Source organism: Nonlabens agnitus (assembly GCF_002994045.1).
GTDB classification, from domain to species: domain Bacteria; phylum Bacteroidota; class Bacteroidia; order Flavobacteriales; family Flavobacteriaceae; genus Nonlabens; species Nonlabens agnitus.
Map to the genome: position 1 here is coordinate 257405 of NZ_MQUC01000003.1, position 23029 is coordinate 280433.

21 protein-coding genes are annotated in these 23029 nt (G+C 37.6%); 9 read left to right on the plus strand and 12 right to left on the minus strand.

The annotated features are described in order from the left end of the window. Positions 1-7 precede the first annotated feature (7 nt). Positions 8-421 (minus strand): BLUF domain-containing protein, encoded by a 414-nt coding sequence (locus BST86_RS01370; RefSeq protein WP_082438563.1) that lies wholly within the window; start codon positions 419-421, stop codon positions 8-10. Positions 422-634: 213 nt separating this feature from the next. After that, on the minus strand, positions 635-2098 hold the full coding sequence (locus BST86_RS01375) for a hypothetical protein (protein ID WP_105981691.1): 1464 nt from the start codon (positions 2096-2098) through the stop codon (positions 635-637). A 6-nt stretch (positions 2099-2104) separates the two neighbouring features. On the opposite strand from BST86_RS01375, the gene BST86_RS14835 reads away from it, so the two are divergent. Then, positions 2105-2263, plus strand: coding sequence for a hypothetical protein (locus BST86_RS14835; RefSeq protein WP_172443290.1), 159 nt, complete (start codon positions 2105-2107; stop codon positions 2261-2263). Here the strand turns inward: BST86_RS14835 and BST86_RS01380 are convergent. Together BST86_RS01380 and BST86_RS01385 are read right to left on the minus strand one after the other, a co-directional pair. Next, positions 2260-3708 (minus strand): S41 family peptidase, encoded by a 1449-nt coding sequence (locus BST86_RS01380; RefSeq protein WP_105981692.1) that lies wholly within the window; start codon positions 3706-3708, stop codon positions 2260-2262. The two genes, BST86_RS14835 and BST86_RS01380, sit on opposite strands and share 4 nt — an antisense overlap. A gap of 41 nt (positions 3709-3749) precedes the next feature. After that, positions 3750-5204: a S41 family peptidase gene (locus BST86_RS01385; RefSeq protein WP_105981693.1), complete on the minus strand. Its 1455-nt coding sequence runs from the start codon at positions 5202-5204 to the stop codon at positions 3750-3752. A 202-nt stretch (positions 5205-5406) separates the two neighbouring features. Between BST86_RS01385 and BST86_RS01390 the strand changes: the two genes are divergently transcribed. After that, positions 5407-5994: a DUF6642 family protein gene (locus tag BST86_RS01390; protein ID WP_105981694.1), complete on the plus strand. Its 588-nt coding sequence runs from the start codon at positions 5407-5409 to the stop codon at positions 5992-5994. A gap of 161 nt (positions 5995-6155) precedes the next feature. Here the strand turns inward: BST86_RS01390 and BST86_RS01395 are convergent, their stop codons facing one another. From BST86_RS01395 to BST86_RS01420, 6 genes are all read right to left on the minus strand, one after another. Next, a complete protein-coding gene (locus tag BST86_RS01395; protein WP_105981695.1) occupies positions 6156-6551 on the minus strand; it encodes a response regulator in 396 nt (131 codons plus the stop codon). Beyond that, complete coding sequence (locus BST86_RS01400) at positions 6548-7570, minus strand: response regulator (protein ID WP_105981696.1); 1023 nt, start codon at positions 7568-7570, stop codon at positions 6548-6550. The genes BST86_RS01395 and BST86_RS01400 overlap by 4 nt, the downstream gene beginning before the upstream one ends. Before the next feature lie 3 nt (positions 7571-7573). After that, positions 7574-8014, minus strand: a complete 441-nt coding sequence (locus BST86_RS01405) for a response regulator (RefSeq protein WP_105981697.1) — start codon at positions 8012-8014, stop codon at positions 7574-7576. A 1-nt stretch (position 8015) separates the two neighbouring features. Next, entirely contained in the window at positions 8016-10403 is a 2388-nt protein-coding gene (locus tag BST86_RS01410) for a PAS domain-containing protein (protein WP_105981698.1), read from the minus strand. Positions 10404-10737: 334 nt separating this feature from the next. After that, positions 10738-12369, minus strand: a complete 1632-nt coding sequence (locus tag BST86_RS01415) for an ABC-F family ATP-binding cassette domain-containing protein (RefSeq protein ID WP_105981699.1) — start codon at positions 12367-12369, stop codon at positions 10738-10740. 200 nt (positions 12370-12569) lie between these two features. Then, positions 12570-13658, minus strand: coding sequence for a PAS domain-containing sensor histidine kinase (locus tag BST86_RS01420; RefSeq protein WP_105981700.1), 1089 nt, complete (start codon positions 13656-13658; stop codon positions 12570-12572). 387 nt (positions 13659-14045) lie between these two features. Between BST86_RS01420 and BST86_RS01425 the strand changes: the two genes are divergently transcribed. Continuing rightward, positions 14046-14534 (plus strand): nucleoside deaminase, encoded by a 489-nt coding sequence (locus tag BST86_RS01425; protein ID WP_105981701.1) that lies wholly within the window; start codon positions 14046-14048, stop codon positions 14532-14534. 335 nt (positions 14535-14869) lie between these two features. Here BST86_RS01425 and BST86_RS14840 read toward each other — a convergent pair whose 3' ends face one another. Then, the gene (locus BST86_RS14840; protein ID WP_172443291.1) at positions 14870-15010 is read right to left on the minus strand and encodes a hypothetical protein; all 141 of its coding nucleotides are present in this window, start codon (positions 15008-15010) and stop codon (positions 14870-14872) included. Positions 15011-15375: 365 nt separating this feature from the next. Here BST86_RS14840 and BST86_RS01430 point away from each other — a divergent pair, with 365 nt between their 5' ends. From BST86_RS01430 to BST86_RS01455, 6 genes are all read left to right on the plus strand, one after another. Further along, positions 15376-16626 (plus strand): tyrosine-type recombinase/integrase, encoded by a 1251-nt coding sequence (locus BST86_RS01430; RefSeq protein WP_105981702.1) that lies wholly within the window; start codon positions 15376-15378, stop codon positions 16624-16626. Positions 16627-16628: 2 nt separating this feature from the next. Beyond that, positions 16629-17726 carry a hypothetical protein gene (locus BST86_RS01435; RefSeq protein ID WP_105981703.1) on the plus strand — a complete coding sequence of 366 codons (1098 nt, stop codon included), beginning with the start codon at positions 16629-16631 and terminating at the stop codon, positions 17724-17726. Between the two features lie 102 nt (positions 17727-17828). Then, a complete protein-coding gene (locus BST86_RS01440) occupies positions 17829-18134 on the plus strand; it encodes a helix-turn-helix domain-containing protein (protein ID WP_105981704.1) in 306 nt (101 codons plus the stop codon). A 51-nt stretch (positions 18135-18185) separates the two neighbouring features. After that, positions 18186-18533, plus strand: coding sequence for a plasmid mobilization protein (locus BST86_RS15155; RefSeq protein ID WP_105981705.1), 348 nt, complete (start codon positions 18186-18188; stop codon positions 18531-18533). After that, positions 18517-20868 carry a relaxase/mobilization nuclease domain-containing protein gene (locus BST86_RS01450; RefSeq protein ID WP_105981706.1) on the plus strand — a complete coding sequence of 784 codons (2352 nt, stop codon included), beginning with the start codon at positions 18517-18519 and terminating at the stop codon, positions 20866-20868. The genes BST86_RS15155 and BST86_RS01450 overlap by 17 nt, the downstream gene beginning before the upstream one ends. Before the next feature lie 3 nt (positions 20869-20871). Then, on the plus strand, positions 20872-21360 hold the full coding sequence (locus BST86_RS01455) for a hypothetical protein (protein ID WP_105981707.1): 489 nt from the start codon (positions 20872-20874) through the stop codon (positions 21358-21360). 1047 nt (positions 21361-22407) lie between these two features. Here the strand turns inward: BST86_RS01455 and BST86_RS01460 are convergent. Continuing rightward, the gene (locus BST86_RS01460) at positions 22408-23022 is read right to left on the minus strand and encodes a hypothetical protein (RefSeq protein ID WP_105981708.1); all 615 of its coding nucleotides are present in this window, start codon (positions 23020-23022) and stop codon (positions 22408-22410) included. Positions 23023-23029 lie beyond the last annotated feature (7 nt).

Below are 23029 nucleotides of genomic sequence, written 5' to 3' on the forward strand. Positions count from 1 at the left end.
TGCTCGGCTATTCCATTCCCATGAGCACAAAGGGTTCTAGTATACGCTTCAAGGTATCGCTTGAAGGATGAAGGCGGTTTTCATTTATGTATTGATCAATTCTAGAGAGGTCATCGTTTGACTTTACGATGTTGAATTTAGAGTTATATCTCAAAAAAATAGGATGCGCGGTTGGGCCATTAAAAAGTTCTATGATCTCACTATGTCTATGATCTTTCTTGATTTTTAGATAGAGATCCTTGAGATACCGCTCATTGCCTTCAATTACTTGAAAAAAGCGTCCTATAGCGTGCAAAAGAATTCCTGAAACGTTACACTCATTATTCTGTTCTGCAGAGTAGGCAAACAAGTTTTTAATATCATCCTTAGTCAGATCTTCTGACGACTTGCTCAAATAGCAAATGGAGTAGTACATTTTCATTCCTGACGGTAGCGCTGGTTCTTCTTTAAAATTAGGAATTCTGTGAAAAGCCTATTCAAGAAGGAACCTGCTGATAATCAAAACTGTAAATTTCCTTAGTCTGATGGAAAGATTGTTAAGGATTTCTAAATGTTTACTTATTACCCTTATACAACAATCAATCCTTAAACAAAAAGAGGTGTTCTCATTGCTTCAAGATCTTTTAGATGGGGTTTAATCCCTAAACCCTACCAGTATGTGTTTCTTTTGTCGTTTATCAAAGTAGGCATAAATGAAGCGGTCTTTATACCTAAAAACGGTCTCAATCATTGGATTTTTATCTTCTACATAGGTGTTGATCTTGTCAAAAACATTCTCTCTTACCTCGCCATCCAGATGGTTCATTTGTTGGTCAAACATACTTATGAAGTATGTCGATTTTGTATTGGTATAAGCATTATAGGCGTGCCAAGTAGGGCTTAGGCTAATAAATGTCAGTCCAATGCCGCTGTTGCCACCACCTATGGGAATCGTTGCACCACCACCAAAACCAAATCCCACCATGGGCGCTGCGCTAACTTCTTTAGAGCCACCTATGGTTAACTCATAATCACCATTCATTTTGTAAACCGAAATACCAGGTGTGGCTGATGTCATTTTCCTGAGCAGCTTGCTGGTCTTTTCCAGTTCGCGGTAGTCATCATAGGTACCACCTTCCTGGATGATGGATGAGTTTGCGATGGTCAATTCATCATCGCGGGCAATGTCCAGGCGTTTGATCTGGTTTTTTGTTTCATAATCTGTTACCGTGGTGATCAATTTATCCCTGGAAACTATATTCTGGAAGAGTTTACCATCGTACAGGTACGAGTTGGACTTGACGGTCGCACGATCAAATTCGGCAGCTGGTTGTGGAAAGGTTGTTGTCTTGATGGTTTTATCTAATAGGGAAATTTCAATCACATAGGTATTTTCATCTGCCTTATCTAAGGTGATGTAAAGTCGGTCGCCAATAGTGTACAGCTTGTTGAGAACAGATACGGATTCAATGGAATTGGGACTTTCCGTATCCATCCATTGCAAGTCGCCCTCAGTTCTCTTGAAAGCGTTGCCGGTCACGAAGAAATCAAAGAGTTCTCCTGCTTTGCCGTTTGAAGTAAGATCAAAGGACATGGAAGACTGCGGATACTGCTCAACTGTGTAGCTGGCACCATCAAACTCAAATAACTTGAGTGTGGAATCCCTATTGATGGCGAGTATATAAAACCGATTCTGGTGGGTAAAGGGTTCCAATTGAATATCCTCATCAAACTTAAAATCAAATTCATCTACCGTTATTTGTCCTTGCCCTTCTTTGATGGCATTCAAACTGAACTTATTCCCGCGGGAATTGCTATAATACAATTGGATGGTGCCATCTTCCTGTACCGCATAGCCTGCCAACTCACCATATCTTGATCGAGGTGCGTCATAATCCGTACTGGAGATCAGTCTGAAATCTGCGTTATATTTTAAACGGTGAATCCTTTTGTTATTGAACGAAAAGAGATTGATCATGGAATCGTTGTCGATCACCGTGACAACCTCACTATTCAATCGGGAAGGTTTGAAATAACTTTCGGCCAGTAATTCTTGGGCCTGGGTAAGGCCGCTTGAAAGGATGAAAACTAAGAGGAAACAGTATCGTATGGCAATCATGGGGAAATGTTAAAGCCTACAAATAACGGTAAAAGAGGAATGACTCCCAATTTGGATCCAGGATTCCATAGGTGCCCTAGATGTATGGATCTAATTCCTATCGTTGATGAACGCAGGAAGGATGGAGTTAGTTCGCTTTCGCGAAAGCGAACTCAAAAAAATTAATCTGTCCTTTCATTTTTGATAAGTTGTCTCATGTGTTCTATCGCATAGGACAGTACATCTATTTCTGGATCCACATATACGTCTGGTGCGATACCATAAGGGTCGATAGGGTTTTCTTGCACGTCTCTAGAGCGAAAAGAAGATGGGTAGGTCAGTTTAAAGCAACCAATATCTGTAGACAAACCGTTGAATCCATCTACAACGCCACCCGTATTTTGACCATAGACGACAACTTTATCACTTTGATTAGCCCTGTAAACAAAAGTTTCTCCAGAGCTACCTGCTCCCGCACTTAATAGGATTACTTTTTTAGGATTGGCGTATAAGGTGTCTGGCTTGTAGGTATAGGCATATTCGTTTTCTTGGAAGAAAGCGGTACCTTTCAAAGACATGATATGGTTGTACAGTTCTCGTTCTTCATCAGTAAAGTCTGCTATGGGCTTTCCTTTCAAATCGCTGGAATCAAAAAATTGCTGAATATTGCCTTCACTCATCCATAGTCCTGAATTAGGGATTTGAATGGGACCACTCAAAATGTAGGGTAGAATAGGATAGTAGGTAGAATCATTGCCGCCACCATTATCTCTTACATCCACAATGATGAAATCTGCAGCTACCAGCTTGTTATGGTTCGCACGCATGATGCTATCGACATGTTTGTCATCTACAGAATAGAAATCAGGAAATCGTAGATAAGGGATGCCATCCACTTCGGTAAAATGAAACTCGTTGAATTTAAGAGTGACTTCAGATGGTGTTTGCTCTAGGTCACTTTCTGGCCAAACCTTATTCCATTCGTCCTTTGCACCCTCAAACATCAATCGTCCTTTGCTAATTTGTAAGGCTTTGGTGGATTTAGGCGAATGGTCGCTCATCATAAGTTCTGCACTATACGTACTCCCAAAATCATGAGTTAGTTTGAACTTAAGATCATTTTTATTCCAAGAATCTTTATTACTTTCTAACACGACTCCCACAAATTGTTTGGCTTTTTCAATGCTATTAGGACTCGGGACGATGGCTACTGTATAGCCTCTACTTTGCCAAATACCCAGTAGCGGATTTAAGTCGTACTTGCTTTGAACATAATCAGATTTGAATTGCGTTAACGAAATAGGAAATTCTTCGTTGTTAAGCTCGACAGGAGCCGAAATACTCACGTAGTTGTGGCCGTCTCTAAAAAAGTCTAGCCACTGCTCTAAAATTAGCTTACAGTCTGTCAAGCTTACCGTCTTCTGGGCCTTTTCTCGCATAACATTTGTATGGGCGACGTATAGAGCTCTGTTTTGATCTGTGACTTTATATTGAAAGAGGGAATAGTCTGCCTCGTAGGTGTTGATTGTTTTTTCCAAGGATTCCGCACAATCGCAATCCTGTGCATACACTGATAAAATTGGCAGCAAGAGGATCCCAATGCTGAATTTCCATTTCGTAAATAGCTTCATAAAAAGGATAAGATGATTGTTGAGTAGCAATTTAAGGACAATTACTTTTTCCCTTCATTTTTAATAAGTTGCTTCATGTGCTCGATCGCATAGGAAAGTACATCCTCTTCTTTGTCCACATAAACATCTGGTGCGATACCGTAAGGATCGATAGGATTGGTAGCGATATCTGGAGCTCTGTACGAGGTAGGGAAGACGGCAGTAAAGCATCCCAGGTCTAGGGGAAAGCCGTTGAACCCATCGACCACTCCGGCAGTATTTTGTCCATAAACTACTACGCGATCACTCTGATTAGCCCGGTAAACAAAAGTCTCACCAGAACTGCCCACACCTTCATCGGTAAGAATGATGACCTTTCTGGGCCCTTTATAAATGGTGTCTGCTGCAAATGTCCATGTTCCTTCACCTTTAAAGTAAGCCTTCCCTTTATTGTTTATAAAAGACTCGTATTCCTGCTTGTCCTTTTGCTTGTATTCTTCTAGTGAATAGCCCTTGCTAGCGGCCATTGCATTGATAAGATATTCTGTATTATCATCACTGAGCCAAAAGCCATTGGAAGGCATTTCAACAGGACCGTCCAGTACATAAGGTAATACGGGAAAATAGGTCGCATCACTGCCCCCAGAATTATCTCTAACGTCAACAATCATCATTTCTGAAGTAATGATCCTATCATGATTAGCTTGCATGATACTGTCTACATATTCAGGATCTACCGAATAGAAATCAGGGAGTCTCAGATACGGTATGTTATCCACGTAGGAGAGGTGGAATTGATCGAACTTACGTTCGGTCTCACTAGGCTTTTTTACATTTTCTACTTCTGGCCAAAGTTTTGTCCAATTGCTAAGTGTTTTTATTTCAAAGACGCCACGGTCTGTTTGTTCTCCAGTGATCTGCTTTATGGTATGATCACCCATCAAGTAATTGATGTCATAATTGGTTCCAAAAATATTCATCAATTCAAATTTCACATCGCCTTTCTTCCAGTTGGGATTTGCACTTTCTAGTATGACACCTATATAATCCCGTTCTCTAGAATTGTTTTTTGGGTTTGGAATAATAGCGACCTCGTAGCCTGCGTTTTTCCAAATACCTAGTATGGGATTATCATTAGAAGCAGATTTAGCATAGTTGGATTTGAATTCTTCCATCGTGATTGGAATATTCTCGTTGTAGGTCTCAACAGATTTGTCCTCTGAACGAATGATATAGGTATGACCATCCCTAAAGAACTCCAGCCATTTTTCAAGTATAGTGATACACTCCGTTAAATCCTTAGCTTGTTTTGCTCTATCCAACATGATGTCTGAGTGGGCCGTGTATAGGTCTCTATTCTCATCAGTGACTTTGTATTGAAATAGTGAATAATTTTTCTCGTAGGTATCCATGGTAATTTGAAAGGAGTCCGCACAGTCACAGTCTTGTGCCTGGGTTTGTGAAAAAGGCAATAGGAGTAGCGCTAAAAAAAAATAAGATTTAATAAAATGCTTCATGGGATGGTTGGTTATGTTATAATACCAGAGGTACGGTTATAAGATGTTTCATTCCCGCATTTGTTACAGTTTCAACAGTCAAAAGAAGCAGTGCTGGCGGCACGGGACGGTATTAGAAACTTAGGTTAAATACCTCCTATAAACAGCCTGATTGAAATTTGGCCTTTAATATTGCAGGTGAATTAGTAAGAGCAGGAACCTGATGAGCGAACTGGAAGTACCTATCACCGACGTCGAGAATTTTATTTATTGTCTTGAAGTTGTGGCCGATATTGAGAATGAAGAGACGACTGAGGTGCTTACCATTCTAGAGGACATCGCACTACACCAAAACATTACCAGTATCTACAAGGCCTGCGATACCATTGAAGGACTGGAAGAAAGCTTGAGTTATCTGCTTTATGACGATCATAACTTTAAGGGTTATGAGATCATATATCTAGTATTGCCTGGCGAGGCCAATAACCTTTTGATCAATGGATACTACTATAGCATTGAAGAAATAGCCGAACTTTTTGAAGGCAAGATGAACGGTAAGGTGATTCATTTTGCAAACAAAAAGATCCTGGACCTGACTGATGAAGAGTCGCAGTATTTTCTGGATGTTACCGGTGCCCGTGCGATTTCTGGCTATGGGCATCCTTCAGAAAAAATGACCAGCGCCTTCACGATAGATCGGGTGTTTTTTAGCCTGTTCTATGAAAATGACGATCTCAAAGAAGTTGTGGAGCGTATGTTCTACAAACATTACCAGCTTTGTAAATTGTTGGATTTTAGATTGTATTACTAAAAGTGTTTTGCGGTGTTCGCTTTCGCGCCTGCCTGCCGGACAGGCAGGGAAGCGTACTCTTTTAAATCATTTTACCTATCTAGCAGTCATGGGTAAGTCAATTTACCTTATGGATCGATGGCTGTTAAGGTAAAATCTTATAAAACATTCCCTTTTATAGATTAATTGGAAGAATTCGATAATTCTGTTGATTTTAAGATGTTTTGCAACTCGTTGGCTGCTACTGGTTTTGTCAATAAGGTGCTGACCATGTCATAGGTAGAAGATCTTTTTTGATCTTCGGGATCTATGGATGAGGTTACAATCGCGACACGGATAGGGATATTGTACGATACATTTTTTAATGCTTCTAGAAATTGCCATCCGTTCATTTCTGGCATATTGATGTCCAGAAAGATAAGAACTTCTTGTTCTCCAGTCATTTTACCAAGATGATCCAGCCCGTCCAGAGCGCTATTGAATGTTGCTGTGGAATACGCATCTTGTTTTTTAATGAGTTTGTCCAGTATGTAGCAAAATATGGGATCGTCGTCTATGATAAGCAATCTCTCTTTCATGATTCTTCCCGTTTTAATTGAGATGCTTTTTCTGTAATGTCATGAATGATGTGATCCAGCTCCTGACTGGATTCTGAAATCTTTTCCAAGATAAATCGGCGCTCTGTTGGCTCCAAATCTTCATCAGATAGTAAGTTAACTAATCCCATGATTCTGGAAAGTGGTGATCTAACAATATGAGATTGTATCCAGGCGATATCTTTTAAACGGGCATTTTGATCTTCAATCTTTTTGATATAATTGAGTTTTTCTGACACATCGTTGATCAATGATACACGCACATTTTCATTCACCCGTGAGGCAGGATTGCTATATGCTTCTACCGTGAAGACCTCGCCGTTCTTTTTTTGATGCTTGAAAACTCCGACATAGGTTTGAGACTTCATGTCGGTTTGCGTGATCTTTTTGAATTCCTGTCTTAGATACGACTCTTCAGACGCTGGTCTTATATCCAGTAAATTTAAATGGGAAAACTCTTCCATAGTATATCCATACAAGTGGCAAGCGGCATCGTTCACTTTGATAATGGACATGTCGTTGGTATTATAAATAATCAACGGTTGCGGACTCAATTCGAATAAATCAGTGTATTCTTCTCGAGAATTTTCAATTTCCTGTACATGTTTTTTACGTTCAATATTATGTACTACAGATTTATAAAGAGAAAATGGTGTCAACTCATCTTTAAGTAAATAATCAGAAGCTCCTTGTCCTAAAGTCAACGAACTAAAAGGGACATTTGAATACCCGGTAAGAATAACGATAGGCGCATCACCTGATAAGGGTACCATTTGATCTAACAACGACATGCCGTCAAGATCTGGCAACGAGAGATCCAATAGAATGATGTCAAAAGCATTCGATGGTGACTGTAAAAGATTTTTGGCTTCGGCAAAAGTTTTGGCACTAACTAGATTGGAGCTTATAAAATATTCATCCAGATATTCTTGAATGAGGAGTAAATCGCCCTTATTATCTTCAACAATTAGAATTCTATAATTGGATAATTTGGTACGCATTCCCTAATCTGTTTTTGAAGGTAATTTAACAATGTTGAACCAGAAGTTTTCGATTTGGATCACCGCTTTTAAAAATTCTTCAGATTCCACAGGCTTGACAATATAGCAGTTTACATGTTTTCTATAGGATTTTGAAATATCATCCATAGATGATGAGGTCGTCAACATGATGACCGGTATGTGTTTCAAATCTTCATGCTCTTTTATATACTTGAGAACTTCATGACCATTGATCCTAGGTAGGTTGACATCCAGTAGGATAAGATCTGGTAATGGTTTCTGCTTGTTTTGACTTGCAGCCTGTTCCTTCAATAAATCTATAGCGGCTTCTCCTGTGCGAGCTACCGTAAGATTGTTGGCCACTTTGATTTCTTCCAGAGCCTCTGTGGTCAACAGGATGTCACCTTCATTATCTTCTACTAATAGGATGTTTACATTTTGCATGTTACTTCTTTATAATTTCAATCATGAATTTACTTCCAGCTCCTTCCTTACTCTCGGCCCATATTCTACCGCCCAGGTGTTCCATTAACTTTTTAGTGATTGCGAGTCCTATACCGGTACCGGTATATTCATCTTTTGTATGCAGTCTTTGGAAAATGACAAAGATCTTTTCTAGATATTCCTCCTTGATCCCAATCCCATTATCTTCTATGGTTAGCAAAACTTTGCGATCGTCCTCATGGGCGCTGATATGAATGGAAGGTGTTCTATCAAAAGAACTGTATTTAAGCGCGTTGTTAATAAGGTTGAGAAAGACTTGTTGCAATGGTGAGTTGAAAGAACGTATCACCGGCAAGGTGTCATAGGTGACCACAGCATTCTTTTCCTTAATGAAGCGATCACTCAATTTAAGGACGTCCTTTATGAGAACGTTGAGGTCTACCTCTTCATAAACTTCATCGATTTTACCAGCTCTGGAATACTCCAACAAATCCAGGATAAGCTGGCGCATACGCTTTGCACCGTCGACCGCAAAATGGATGTAGGTTTTGCCTTTTTCATCAATACCATCTCCATACTTACGTTCCAGCAGCGTTAAAAAGCTGGTCACCATACGCAAAGGTTCTTGCAAATCGTGTGAAGTCACATAGGCAAATTGTTCAAGTTCTGAATTTGAAATCTCTAATTCCGCTGCATTTTTTTGAAGCTTTTCATTTAATTCTCTCAAGGAGCGTTCATATATCTTACGGTCTGTAATATCCTTTTGTACTGAAATCAAATACTTATAACGTCCATCATCACCAGCTACAGGTACAATGGATAAGTTGATCCAATATTCCTTTTTATCTTTTGTGTAATTAATGATATCTACATCAATAACTTCCCATTTCCTTAGCTTTTTTGAGATGTATTTCAATGTCGCTGGGTCGGTATTCCTGCCTTGAAAAATACGAGGTGTTTTTCCTATCAATTCCTCCTTAGCATATCCCGTTTTTTCAACAACGGCATCATTGACGTAAATGATTTCTGGGCCGTGTGGTGCATCGATAGGTTCTGCCCTTGTGATGATAATGGAGTCCTTAGTTTTGTTGATGATGGATTCAAAAACCTTGAGCTGTAGCTCAGATTCTTTCTTGAGTGTGATGTCTTGAAAAGCCCCAACGACTCTGAGCGGTATACCCGTTTTATTACGTTCTATGTAGGCTTTATCTACCACATAAGCATAGGTGTCATCTTGTTTTCTAAAACGATAGGCGTGTTCCCAGTTTCTTTCATCAGATTCCAAGGCCTTTTGCAGACTTTGAATGACATGTTCCCTATCTGCAGGATGCAATCGTTCCTGCCATTGTTTGGAATGATCTGACTCCTTAGTCAATGGCTTAAAGCCAAATACTTTTTCATAACTCTCATCAAAAATGATGGTGTTATTAATCACATCCCAATCCCAAAGGATGTCTGAGGTTGCCTTGGCAGCCAGTTCAAAACGCTCTTTTTCTTTAAGCAACTCCAGTTCCACTCTCTTTTTCTCATCAATGTCGTTGTGAGTTCCCCAAATAATTAACGGCTTTCCATCCTTATCAAATTTTGAAACATGTCCTGTACTCCTTATCCACGTCCAAGTACCCTTTTTGTGGCGCATGCGAAACTCTACATCATATTCTTTGTTATCACCAGAACTAAAATGCTCTAGTTGACTAAGCGTACGCTCCACATCTTTAGGATGCATCATGGATTTCCAGGAATCAAAATTGATGGGTTTTAATTCCGTAGAATTATACCCCAGTAATTCAAACCATTTTTCATTAATGGTGAGCTTTTTAGTTTGAAGGTGGTAGCGCCAGGTGCCAGAACCAGTACATTTCACTAAATTCTCAAGCGCCTCTGCATTGTACTTGCTTTCCTTTTGCAATTTTCTCAAGGCATCATTAGTTTCAAGCACCATCGCTGCTTGATGGCTTAAATGGAGAATAGCCTCATTTTGGACACTAGTAAAGCTTCTATGTTGTTCATCAAATAAGGATAAGGCGCCTATCAATTTCTTTGAATTGGAAAAGATTGGACAGGTCCAAAAAGATGTCCAAGCTGGACGATTGGTAGATATCGACCAATCTTGTAAATATTCATTTTCTGAAATATCAGAAACATGAACGATCTCAGAAGTTGAAGTCTTGGATAGCAATTTGTGAATAGAAACGCAGAGTGCCTCATTGACTTCTAGCATACCATCTCTAGAAAAAGAAATGAATCCAGTTTTACTTTTTACGGATAGAATTACGGTTGGTACATTGCAAATGGAAACCGCTAAACTGATGATGTTGCTTAATTGCTTTTGCAATGCATCATCTAAATTTTTTGAAACGCTTATTTCTTGGCTGGAGCTGTACCGCATTTGATTCAAGTTATCGTACCTAATGCTCCTAAGTTAGTAAAACTTATATTTAGTTAACAAATGTTTAAACAAATAAGCCTATTTTCCTACATTTTAAATCGGCTAAATATTGAGTCCAACAATATAAAAATCGTTGTTTTTAATTGTAAGTATTTGTAAATAAGGCATCCATATCTAGTTAGATGGCGATTCTTAGTAATTGTTCTAAATGAATATATTTTCCAAGTCGTCTAGCAAATGACTTTTTTTGAGTGAAAAAGCAGGATTCAATGCAAACAATCGCTGAAGGAAAAAAGTTGTCAGGCAGTAATTAGCTGTCAAAAGACCTGATAACTTACATGGCCAATTCGCGCATGCTTTCTACCTTATTGCGTTCCAAGAATGCATCAATCGTCTCAAAATGTTCAATAACTCGTTGTTCCTTGAATTCAAAAACCTTGTTTGCCAGGCCTTGTAGAAAATCACGGTCGTGGGAAACCAGAATGAGCGTGCCGTCAAAGTTTTTAAGTGCTTCCTTCAAAACATCTTTGCTTTTGATGTCCAGATGGTTGGTAGGTTCATCCAGAATCAAGACGTTCACCGGTTCCAGCAATAGTTTAACCATAGCCAGTCGGGTTTTTTCACCACCAGAGAGCAAACCTACTTTTTTCTGGATGGCATCGCCAGAGAACATGAATTGTCCCAATATATTTTTGATTTGTGTTCTTATGTCACCTTTGGCAACTTCGTCGACGGTTTGAAACACCGTTAGATTGGGATCGAGTAGTGCGGCTTGATTTTGAGCGAAATATCCGATTTGTGCATTGTGACCCAACTGGCACGTGCCTTCTACATCAATGTCTCCCAAAATGGCTTTGATCATCGTGGACTTTCCTTCTCCATTGCGGCCTACAAGTGCTACTTTTTCGCCTCGAGCGATAGAAAAACTGGCGTTGTTGAAAACTACATGGTCACCATAGGATTTGCTCACATCCTTGACGGTAATGGGATAATCACCAGATCGTGGTGCTGGTGGGAATCGCAATGCCAGTGAAGAGTTGTCGATCTCGTCAATTTCAATGATCTCCAGCTTTTCCAGCATGCGCTCGCGAGAGCTCACTTGGTTGGTTTTGGAGTACATACCTTTAAAACGCTCAATGAACTGGCGGTTGTCTGCAATCATTTTTTGCTGTTCCTCATAAGCCTTGATCTGGTGGGCGCGGCGATCTTCCCGCAGTTGCAAATAATGGCTGTAATTGGCCTTATAATCATAGATGCGGCCCATGGTTACCTCTATGGTACGGTTGGTAATCGCATCGATAAAAGCACGATCGTGAGAGATCACGATCACGGCTTTGGCTTTATTGATTAAAAAATCTTCCAACCATAATACCGATTCTATATCGACGTGGTTGGTAGGTTCATCGAGTAGGATGAGGTCGGGTTTTTGCAACAGGATTTTTGCCAGTTCAATGCGCATGCGCCAGCCACCGCTAAACTCGCTGGTGGGACGATCAAAGTCTGCAGCGGTAAAGCCTAATCCCTTGAGGGCCTTTTCCACTTCGGCCTCGATATTGACCTCGTCAATGGCATAGTATTTCATTCCCAGATCTGATACCTCATTGATAATATTCATGTAGGCGTCGCTTTCATAATCGGTACGGGTTTCCAGTTCTTTATTGAGCTGGTCCAGCTTGTTTTTCATGTCCAGCAAGGTGCTGAAGGCTTTAGAAGCCTCTTCCATCACCGTGCAGTCATCATTAGTCAACAAGTGTTGCGGTAGGTAGGCGATCACGGCATCTTTAGGCGCACGTACGTGGCCACGAGTAGGCTTTGAAACGCCGGCGATGATCTTCATCAACGTTGATTTTCCCGCACCATTCTTGCCCATGAGCGCGATTTTGTCATTTTCATTGACATTAAAGGTCACACCACTAAAAAGTGTGGTTCCAGAAAATTCTACCGCCAGTTGATCTACTGCAATCATAATCCAATTTTTGGGATGGCAAAAGTATCACAAATGGGCCAGCAGATGTATAGGGATCGCTGATTTATCAAAAAGCTATGACTTGCGAATAGGATGGAATATGGTGTAGCCTTCTTAAGCTGGGAAGCACAGCCTCAAGGTTTTATGTATTTCGCTTTCGCGAAAGCGATATTCAAAGCGTCTTATGGCTTCAAATAAAGCTACTGGTTAGGAAAGGTGAGTGTGAATGTGGTACCTTGGTTTACGGTACTGTTCACTTGGATCTCGCCGTCAAAGGATTTCATGTAGTCATTAACCAAGTATAGCCCAACGCCTTTGCTATCTGTAGCGTCGTGAAAGGTCTCGTTGAGGTGGAATATTTTACCACTGGCTTTTTCCATATCAAAACCAGAACCGTTGTCGCTTACAGACACCTGTACGGAATCTTCTTTATTTGAAGAAGTAATCTGAATGACTGGCGGTACTCCAGGACGCGCATACTTGATGGAATTGGAAATCAAGTTGAGGAAAATACTATGCAAACAGAAGGCGTTGAAATTAATGGTAGAAGCCTGATCCAAATCAATATGAAACGTGGTACCCGTATTCTTGATGAGATATTTGATAGGGTCTAGCGTCGCTTGTAACACCTGTTTCATACACACTTGTTCCTTATGGTGTAGTGAGGTATTCTTTTTCTTGATGGTATCTACATAGTTATTGAGAATGTCCCGAAGGTTTTCTGACGACTCTTTGAGAAGATTGATGTATAAAAGATTTTCTTCATTTTTGATCTCGCTGGTATCCAGTAGGTGAAATAGCGAGATCAAGTTGTTGACGGGTGATTTTAAATCGTGGGTCGCGGTGAAGGACAGTCGCTTGAGCTCTTTATTAAGCTGGGTCAAGTTTGCAATGGCTGCATTTCTTTCTTCTTCCTTCTTTTTAATATGGTTAACGTTTCTAGCAATGGCGTATACCAATTGATTGTCTTCATTAGGTATTGCAGTCCAGGTCAACCAAACGATTTCTCCAGATTTTGTGGTGTAGCGATTATCAAAATGCAGAAGAGGAGAACCTTTGGTAAGGCCTTTTCTGCTTGTGGCCGTACGGTGCTGGTCTTTTTCATAAATAAATGTATGAATGGGAGACGCCATTAATTCTTCTTCAGAATAGCCCATGAATTCAATAAATGCTGGATTTACTTTTTTGAAATAGCCATCATAACCCGCAATACACAAATAGTCTTGTGTTAAATTGAAGAAATGAGAAAATAATTCTTCGGTTGGGTGGATCCCTGTCATTTCTTGCATAGCAAATACTATTTACGTATTAAGTAGTGGCTCTTATAAAATAGGGGATTGGGATACTCGAAGATATTCATTTTATCCCTAAGATCACATCCCATTTGATGGTTGATTTAATCAGTAGTATCGTTTTAACACCTGTGGAATGATCGCGTTTATAAAGAAAATGGAAATTGGTTGGTTTGCAGTTTTTCTAATCGAACTGACTTATGGAAATGCAGCATCTATAAAATAAGACTTTAAATTATGTATCAGTTTCGTTTTTGGAATAGTATTATGTTGAGATGTACGTCTCTTTAATTTTAGCAAATCGATAAGGAAGAATGTTTGAGCCATCATCTATATTTCTATAACCCAATCGTGTGCTAATCCAATCTGATAAAATCAGCCACCATGACAGCTAAAGAAGAAAGATATATGAAACAGTGCCTGGAACTTGCCAGAGCATCGCTGGATGCTGGAGATGAACCATTTGGTTCCATCCTAGTTAATGCTGAAGGGAAAGTGATTGCTACAGAGCGCAATAGGGTCAATGAGGTGAATGCGCTATTCCATCCAGAAATTGAATTGGCTAGATGGGCACTACAAAATTTGTCTCAACAAGAGCGCGAGGAATCAACCATGTATACCACTGGAGAACATTGCCCCATGTGTGCCGCTGCTCATGGATGGTCTGGAATAGGAACTTTAGTATATCTAGCTTCTGGAAAGCAATTACAACAATGGTATACAGAAATGGGACATGAGCCTGCGCCCATAGCATTCTTACCCGTACAAGAAATTTTAAAACATGTAGAAGTAAAAACAGTCTCCACTCCAGAAATGCTCAAGGAAATCAAAGAGATGCATTGGCTTTCCTTCAAAAAATCTCAACATTCCTAAAGCTACCAACAAATTGTTTTTGTATCGCTGGCTAGTGATGAAGAAGTTATTCAAATTTTTGAAGCTAATTTTCTAAATAGCAAACTCGTTCCTGAGCATTTTCCAAACATTCAATACATGTCGTATTCCATTAGTATTGAACAATAGCATATGACAAGAAAAGGAATGTGCTAAAAATCAACAAAACTGGCCACTTTGAATTATGTCTTCTAAATTTTAAATGGCAGTGATCTTGATTAGAATTGTACCTATAGCAACCCTACAAAAAATCTTGCTCAAGACCTTTTTTAATCTTAATCTGATATTTACCTAGATTTCGGCGGAGCGCGAAATGTTTAGGATTCGTTTTCTTTTTCAGGAAGTTCGGTTCTTTTGTCCTTTTTTACAGCTAGTTTTTTAGGATTAAAATGCACTCCGTCATCGTGCATATCAGCTGGTGGACGATTAATAATTCCGGGTTGTTTCTCTTTACTCATAACATTCTTTTTGTCTAAATTACTTTGGAATTCTTACAAATAGATAGCTTTTATAGATAAGATAACACAAATAATCCTCTATGATTGGTGATGAGATCAATGTCATGATGGATCAATGATTGTGAAATTAGTCTGCTGAGCTTGGTTACTAAAATCACCTAAAACAAAAAACCCGCAACGATAGTTGCGGGTTTCTTTTGCGGAGAAGAAGGTTATCGAATCTTTTGATAGTATTTTTTCGAATTTTCAATTGTAACAGTCGATAAACGGCTAAAATCCCTAAAATTGCTACAATTTGACACTTTGAAATGTCAAGGAGTAGAACGATATTTGTCAACTAATTAGTCAACCAATCAAAAATCGCCATGACACATACCTTTTATCTCAAAAAACCGAGGTCCGATAAAGAAACACTTATTTTATTTTCCTGTTCCTTTAAGCAAGAGCAAAAGAAATTTGTCTACTCAACTGGTGAGGTAATTAATCCTAAAGACTGGGATCAGAAAAATAAGTCTCCAATTATAAATAGTAAAGCTGCAGGAGTGCGATCTATTCGCACTCAACTTAGTCGCTATTCAGAATGTTTTCATGAATCGTTAGCTGCTTCCAAGCTAATGCAAATTCAATTTATCTCTAGCGTATTAAAGGATGCGCTAGATCTTAAGTTCAAGAAAACGGTAAAAGGTAATAATGATTTTCTGGATGCCTATGACAGTTTTGTTTTAGAAAAAACAAAAAATAAAGATTGGTCGGTATCTACAATTAAAAGATATGGTTACATGAAAACGTTGCTGCTAAATTTCCAGGAGCAACGAGATTTCAAGCTGAATTTCGTAAGTATCAACTCTGCTTTTATATCAGAATTCACTGATTTTTGCTTAACAGAAAAAGGTCACATCAATAATACCTTCTCTAGAAATTTAGGACTCTTTAAAACATTTATGCTTTGGGCGTATAAAAATCGATTGACTTACAACGAGGAGTTTAAAAACTTTAAGCGAAAAAAACAAGTAATAACCAATCAGGTAGCGCTTACCAAAAAAGATATTGAACACTTACTTAATGCTAAGTGTAAATCAAAATCTCTGGAACGTGTAAGAGATGTATTCGTGTTTTCTTGCGTCACAGGTTGTCGATTTGGAGAGTTGAAATTCATTTCAAAAAGTAGTGTCTCTGGAGATACCCTTTACTTAAAAGAAGAAAAAGGATCGGAAAAAAAGGTGAGGGAAATTCCATTAGGAAAAATAGCGAGTTTTATTCTTAAAAAATATGATTACGAATTACCACTTGTTGCAAATCAAAACCATAATGAATACATAAAAACAGTGTTTCTCGATGCTGGGTTTACCCAAAAAGTTGAAAAGGTATCTGTAAGCGGTAAAACCGTCACCAGGAAAGAAATGAGTTTTTGGGAAAGGGTTAGTTCTCATACTGCACGCCGTACATTTATTACGATGATGAAAAGGGAAGGTAAAAGTGATAAACTTATAAGTAAAATTACTGGCCACCTAGATATGAAAACCTTAAATACGTATTATCAAGTAGATAATGATGAAAAGAAGGAAGCAATAGATGAAGTATTCAATATTGAACTAAACATATTAAAGAAAGCCTAGAATTGGATTTAAGTATAATTTATCAAAATCAAATCCTGAATATTTATGCAGGAAAGCCATCAGATTACGATGTTCCAAAAGAGTTAGATCATTTTCAAATTGCTATTAACATAATGGATAGTAGTGATGAAAAAGTAAATCATTTTGGTCGAATTAAAATTCATAAAGATCCTTGCGTATTTAGAGTTTATCAAGCGGCACAAATGAGGTTTGAAATATTTACTTATAGAAATCCGCAGTTTTTAAAAACCGAAGTTTTATCTTATGGGATAGTAATAAAAGGTGTTCCTTATAAAACAAGCTTTTTCCATTATGTATGTGGTGCATTAAATAATGACTTTTACGCCTTTGAAGAATATCATCAGAAATACCGGGTTGGTTTTGAGCATGGTATAGAGGAATTTGTCGGATACGAAATCGAAAAAATCTTTTCGATGGCTTTGACTGATGATCAAAAAATTAAAAGTCTTTGGGATTATACTGTCAATAGGTGGGAAGACCTGGGCGGTCCACTTTCTGACAATAGCGTTTCACAAAGTTTACAAGAAAACAATTTTCCAATTGGAAGTATTGATGACCCGTCGAAATATGCCACCAAAGACGGATATTATCATGGACTTAATTATGCCGCATGGGGGTATGTATTGAAAAATCAGTATGGCTTACGAGAGATAGCCAAAGACTATGTAAATCAACATGTCAAGAAAGATCCTCATCTCTATTCTGACTTGGCAGATGAAAAAATTCTCAAGGAACTCACTGATAAAGAGAAAACTCAGTGGACCGAATTCAGCGTTCTTACTCAACACCACCTGACTGTTTCAGAGCTGGCAATGTATTTTTACGTACAACATTTTAACTATCCTATTAAGGCCGATTACAAAAATTATACGGATCTCCAAAAGAAACTTTTAGAGTATTATAACAAAAAGGAAAACACAAGCTTGTATCAAGAGTATAACAAAATTTGTACAGCGCTGGGTAATAAGAATTCGATAAGTCATCTGGATGAATACGAAGATCAGACGATCATGAAGAAGTTTCGTCGTATGTCAAAGATAGCAAGCGAGGTAATCGTAAAGGTCGAAAACTTTTCGTAAAAAGTACCGATATCTAAGACTTCTAAGAAAAATATCTAAGACATTCACAATTCAATCAAGTAATAATGCGTGGTAAAATTGCGGTATCAAAAATTCGATACCATGTCAAAACCTACCATTCAGATTAAAGAACTGCGGATTGAAAATCTTTCTGCAGATCAATTGTTTTCCAAAATAGAGGAAATTGTTGATGCCAAAATCCGAGCTACCCTAAATAAGAAGGGGCAAGCTGATCATAAATCTCTGCAACAACTCGCAGCGGTCAACCCGGTATGTGTGGGAACTTTGCGCAATTATATTAAGTCAGGGAAATTAAAAGCCTTTAAAATAGGAGATAGAGTTTTCGTCAAAGATCAAGATTTTGAAAAAGCCATGTCAGAAATGAAATCTAAGAAGTACAAAAGATAGTTTATCTGGTTTTCAATTTGATAAACAAACTTCATTCAAAAAAAGAATTCGATGAGAAGCGCAAAATCCAATAGGTATAGATCTATAAACAAGACGGAAATAATCAAAGTTAGAGTTAAGCCCTTGGGGAAAAGGCGATTTAACTTGAAGGCAGAGAAAATGGGATACAATCTTAGCGAATATATACGCTTGCTACTGGAAAGCAGACCGATTCCAATCAGAAAGACAAGTGAGGAAAATGAGTTCATACGATCACTATTTCTTGAATCAAATCGCTGGCAGAGTATTTCTAATATGTATAAAAAATCAGACCCAAGGCTATCCTACGAAGTAAGAGAATTAGTCCAAGAGTTTCGTCTAAAGATCCTTAACTACTCCCAAAATGATCGCAAAAATTAGTACCACAAGCAGTGCCAAAGTTGCCATTGATTATGCAAATGATCAAAAGAAAGAGGCAGAAATAGTCTCTAAACACATGCTGCTAGGTACTGATGTGAACAAATTCCATCAGGATTTTGAAATGATCCAAAAGCTAAATTCAAATTGTAAGAAGAATGTAATCTCGGTTATACTTTCCTTGTCGGTTGATAATAAAGCAAAGGTTACTAATAAAGTTTGGAAACAGGTGATAGCTGATTTCAGTACATCAATGAAACTTGATCAACATCAGCACGTCGCTTTTCTGCATAAAGACAAATCACATCGACATGTTCATCTTTATTACAATAGAATAAATTTTGACGGTAAGGCTTATAATGATTTCAAAATAGGTAAGAACGCAGGTGATGTGGCTCATGAATTAAGCATGCAGCGTGGTTGGATCAGCGCAAAAGAAATATCTATAAATAAAAAGCAGGGAAGTATACCTATAAGAAAAGAAATATACCAGAATCACCAAACTATAACGGAGAATCCCAATTGTTCTACCCTGGAGAAATACATCGATTATTTCCAACTTAAAGACGTGGACGTTAAAATAGTAATGGGGAAAAACGGTAAAGTAAATGGTTTAAGATTCAATACTCAAAAATCTAGCTTCAAGGCTAGCGAAGTGCACAGGGAAATGGGTTTCAATAAAACGATCAGAAAGATTTATCCACAACTTAGTTTAAAGCAATTATATGAAGAGCTTCCGACAATTCTTAAGAATTCAACAGCTGAAAAGAGTCAAATACAGTTAATCAAGGAAATTGATAAAGCACTTCAACAGATCCAACCTGGCTGGATCAGCGCTAAGGAAGTATCTGAAAATAACAAGAAGGAAAGCAAAACCATTAGGAAAGTAATTCACCAGAATCACCACGCAATAATTGAGAATCCTAATTGCTCTACTCTGGAGAAATACATCCATTATTTCCAACATAAAGACGTGGACGTTAAAATAGTAATAGGGAAGAACGGTAAAGTAAATTTTTTAAGATTCAATACACAAAAATATAGCTTCAAGGCCAGAGAAGGGCATAGGGAAATGAGTTTCAATAAGACGATCAGAAAGATTTATCCACAACTTAGTTTAAAGCAATTAAATGAGGAGCTTCCGGCAATTCTTGAGAGTTCAACGATTGAAAAGAGTCAACTACAGTTAATCAAGGAAATTGATAGAGCACTTCAACAGATTCTGGGCCAAACAGCGATTAATGAACAAGAGGCTGAAGATTTGAGGATAAAGAATCGCCAAGAACGACCATCTATAATTGATAAATCACCGCTAATAATGGATATACAAAAGGCATCTATTAACGAGGAAAAGGGCTTTTTAAAAGATTTTTTAAAGGTCAATGATGTTAAGAGTTTGCCTCAACTGGTGGTGCTTTTAAGAAGTCAGGATGTGAAGATAAGCGTCTCTGGATTTAGTGAGCAAATGGCTACTACTTCTATGGTTCAGCCTTATTTGAGAATAACTTCAGAAAAGGTGAATGAAAAAGTTGACCTTTTCAAACTCCTTGCGATCATCTATCCAACGGCAGCTACTAATAATATCAATAAGGTTGTTGAGAGGCTAAGGATCAATAGACCAGTATCACTAAATGTATTGTTCAACTCAATAGATTTGGACTTAAAGGAAGGAACTGTAAAGAATATAATAACTCCTACTGAAATTAAAGACTCAACTAACAATAAAACCTATCAGGAAGGATCAAAAATGAGTGATGGACATAAATCAAAAGCGGATGCAGCGTCTTCTAGAAATAATTCAGAAAACAATTTCACTAATCATCACCAGAGTAAAGGTGATAAAGAGAAACAACAAAAATTATCACCAAAGGAGTACATCAATAAATTACATTTTCAAATAATTTCTAATCTCGAAATCACAGGACTAAAAGAATATGTCGATGAATTTGCGAAGCATGGAGTTATCGTAGATTTTGAAAAAGGAAAGTTTTTTAATGATGTCAATGCTTCCTTTTCCTTTAAGGGTAATACAGTGACTGTTGAAAATATTCAACAGAATGAGGAGTTCTATTCTTTAATGATGAATGTTGATATCGACTCTAAAAACTTATCATCTGATGTGTCAGTAGACGAACCCAATCCAGAGTCAACAGATGCGGCAGAAAATACACCTACGCTTAGCACAGACGAGACGCCAAATGATGAAATGGGGCATCCTTTCTCCAGCTATCCTACATCAAGATTTGTCGCCAGTGATCACATTGAGGATCCGGGAGACCCTGATCACAGCCACAATCCAAAAAAGAAAAAAAAGAAAAAGAGAGGTTATAAGCGATAAATTATGTCAAAGCAGTCTAATATAGAATTAAATCAAGAAGTAATCTTAGATCAGTTGACCGAGGTTGCAGAATTGATATCCAAGAATAATCTTGAATCAAAATTCAATGAGATACAAGAAATGCAAATGCTTTCTTCACAATCTGTTGATATTAGATTAGTCCATCTAGAACAGAGGCTAGGAGAAATGCAAAATTTCCTTAATACCATTATTAAGAATCAAAGTACGGTAGATAAATTACTTAGCAAATCTGAGCACAACGCTTACGCCAGTAAGGTAAATACAAATATAAATCACCTAAATGATAAAATTCAAAAGGTTACAAAGCGTCAATCAGTTCACATTAAAAAATCAAATAGTATACAAAAAAGTTTTGATACTCACATAAAGAAAGGTATTGTTCCCTTAGTTCTTTACGTAAGTGTGACCTTAATTATTGTCATGGGTGACTATATAGATAAATGCATATCATTAATTTGGAATTTGTTCTAGGCACTATAGATTTTTAGTTACATAGTACTTCAACCCTTTTAATCAAACGGCAGCTTATTTGAACCTTTTATAAAGATGCTAGGAATCCGTTGTTGGCTAGATCAGCCTAAATCGGAATTAAACAAACACTTCACGGGATTTTTAAATCATTTACTTAAAGCGGCTTACACCTTGCCTTCGTACGCTTCGTATTCCTAACTTATTTGCTTCGTAGAAACCATTATTCGCATGAAACCACGGTAATGCTGATCTATATTTAGATTCTGACAATTCTACACACACACTTATGGCTATACCTCGGCTTGATTAGCTATGAGATTAGCCACCGTATTTTTTAAGATTTAAATCTTAACAGGATAGAATTCTAAAATCAAAGAGAATAACAATAGAGATATTGTCGTAGGTCTTTTACAGTTCGTTTATCAATATTATAGCGTATGAGCAAAATTGTGAATTAGCTCCTGATACCTATTAGTGTATTTATTGTGGTTCGAATAACACTTATAAACTCTTCAGTGTGTACTTATTTATCAATAAATAAGTATGTCTATTTATATACATATATATCAATAAATAAATTTATCTATTTATTTATAAATAAACATAGAAACTAATAAATCTATTTATACATAAATTTATTTATAAATATTCTTGTAAGAATATAAACTTATAATTTTATAAAACTATAATAGTACTACGAGTATGAGTGCTTTCAAATAAACAGAAACATCAACCTCATCTATTGTTTATGATTCTAGCCATAATCATGATATTCCTTATTACTCGTGCTTCAGTTGTTTTTTTTGAAATTAAGGTCGGCTTTTAAATGGTTTAGCTGGGTTTCTTGATTTTAGGGGTGGTGGTTGATTGGTTATAGAGTGTGAGTATGCAAGTAGTGTGCATGTGGCCACACGCACCAAATTTTTTCTCCCGGTGGTCGCAAAAATCTACTTGTTTTGAGGTTATCCTCAAAATTTGAAAGATATTTAGATTATCAATGACCGTTAATGAGACTAAGCTGTCATTTTTCGTAATCCGAAAGCAGAATCATCCTGATATGTAACACGTTTTTCTCATGATTACAGTAATTACATAACTTTCTTTTGGATTAATAACTACCTTATCTGGGAAGCTTACGACGTTCATGTATTTCACTTTTTTAGACCCAGAGTTGGTGTCGCTTTTCAAAATATATTCTAAAATTTCGGATGACATTTGTGGCTCTCTTCTCATAATTTTAGATGTTTTTTCTACCGTTTTCAAACTAGAAATATGTTTAAAACGAGCTAACGTGTTTTCACTAGGAGCATTGAGGCATTTAAAAGCTTGAGGGTACTCTTTTGATTCCTCACAATAATATTTAATTGGAGGTTCTCCTTGATCTTTAATTGTAAGATTTGTTATTCTGCCATAACTAGTTTTTTCTACTTCGATTAATCCTAAACCATTCAAATGTTCAATCATCTGTTCAAATGCGTTATCTAGACCCAGCAGATCTTTTGTGTTTGGTAGAATGGAGGTGATGGAATTACCAGCATATATATTTAGAAGGATACATTCATAAGAAAATTGCAAGCCAAGTTCTACAGGATCAATATTGTTGTGAATACAGTTTATATGATTCTGAAGAACACGGGAAGCATGTTTTGTTTCTAATTGCACTACTCAA

Bases quoted from the DNA above. Each gene is read 5' to 3' on its own strand.
- BST86_RS01370 (WP_082438563.1), bottom strand. From the start codon at position 421: ATGAAAATGTACTACTCCATTTGCTATTTGAGCAAGTCGTCAGAAGAT.
- BST86_RS01375 (WP_105981691.1), bottom strand. From the start codon at position 2,098: ATGATTGCCATACGATACTGTTTCCTCTTAGTTTTCATCCTTTCAAGC.
- BST86_RS14835 (WP_172443290.1), top strand. From the start codon at position 2,105: ATGTTAAAGCCTACAAATAACGGTAAAAGAGGAATGACTCCCAATTTG.
- BST86_RS01380 (WP_105981692.1), bottom strand. From the start codon at position 3,708: ATGAAGCTATTTACGAAATGGAAATTCAGCATTGGGATCCTCTTGCTG.
- BST86_RS01385 (WP_105981693.1), bottom strand. From the start codon at position 5,204: ATGAAGCATTTTATTAAATCTTATTTTTTTTTAGCGCTACTCCTATTG.
- BST86_RS01390 (WP_105981694.1), top strand. From the start codon at position 5,407: ATGAGCGAACTGGAAGTACCTATCACCGACGTCGAGAATTTTATTTAT.
- BST86_RS01395 (WP_105981695.1), bottom strand. From the start codon at position 6,551: ATGAAAGAGAGATTGCTTATCATAGACGACGATCCCATATTTTGCTAC.
- BST86_RS01400 (WP_105981696.1), bottom strand. From the start codon at position 7,570: ATGCGTACCAAATTATCCAATTATAGAATTCTAATTGTTGAAGATAAT.
- BST86_RS01405 (WP_105981697.1), bottom strand. From the start codon at position 8,014: ATGCAAAATGTAAACATCCTATTAGTAGAAGATAATGAAGGTGACATC.
- BST86_RS01410 (WP_105981698.1), bottom strand. From the start codon at position 10,403: ATGCGGTACAGCTCCAGCCAAGAAATAAGCGTTTCAAAAAATTTAGAT.
- BST86_RS01415 (WP_105981699.1), bottom strand. From the start codon at position 12,369: ATGATTGCAGTAGATCAACTGGCGGTAGAATTTTCTGGAACCACACTT.
- BST86_RS01420 (WP_105981700.1), bottom strand. From the start codon at position 13,658: ATGCAAGAAATGACAGGGATCCACCCAACCGAAGAATTATTTTCTCAT.
- BST86_RS01425 (WP_105981701.1), top strand. From the start codon at position 14,046: ATGACAGCTAAAGAAGAAAGATATATGAAACAGTGCCTGGAACTTGCC.
- BST86_RS14840 (WP_172443291.1), bottom strand. From the start codon at position 15,010: ATGAGTAAAGAGAAACAACCCGGAATTATTAATCGTCCACCAGCTGAT.
- BST86_RS01430 (WP_105981702.1), top strand. From the start codon at position 15,376: ATGACACATACCTTTTATCTCAAAAAACCGAGGTCCGATAAAGAAACA.
- BST86_RS01440 (WP_105981704.1), top strand. From the start codon at position 17,829: ATGTCAAAACCTACCATTCAGATTAAAGAACTGCGGATTGAAAATCTT.
- BST86_RS15155 (WP_105981705.1), top strand. From the start codon at position 18,186: ATGAGAAGCGCAAAATCCAATAGGTATAGATCTATAAACAAGACGGAA.
- BST86_RS01450 (WP_105981706.1), top strand. From the start codon at position 18,517: ATGATCGCAAAAATTAGTACCACAAGCAGTGCCAAAGTTGCCATTGAT.
- BST86_RS01455 (WP_105981707.1), top strand. From the start codon at position 20,872: ATGTCAAAGCAGTCTAATATAGAATTAAATCAAGAAGTAATCTTAGAT.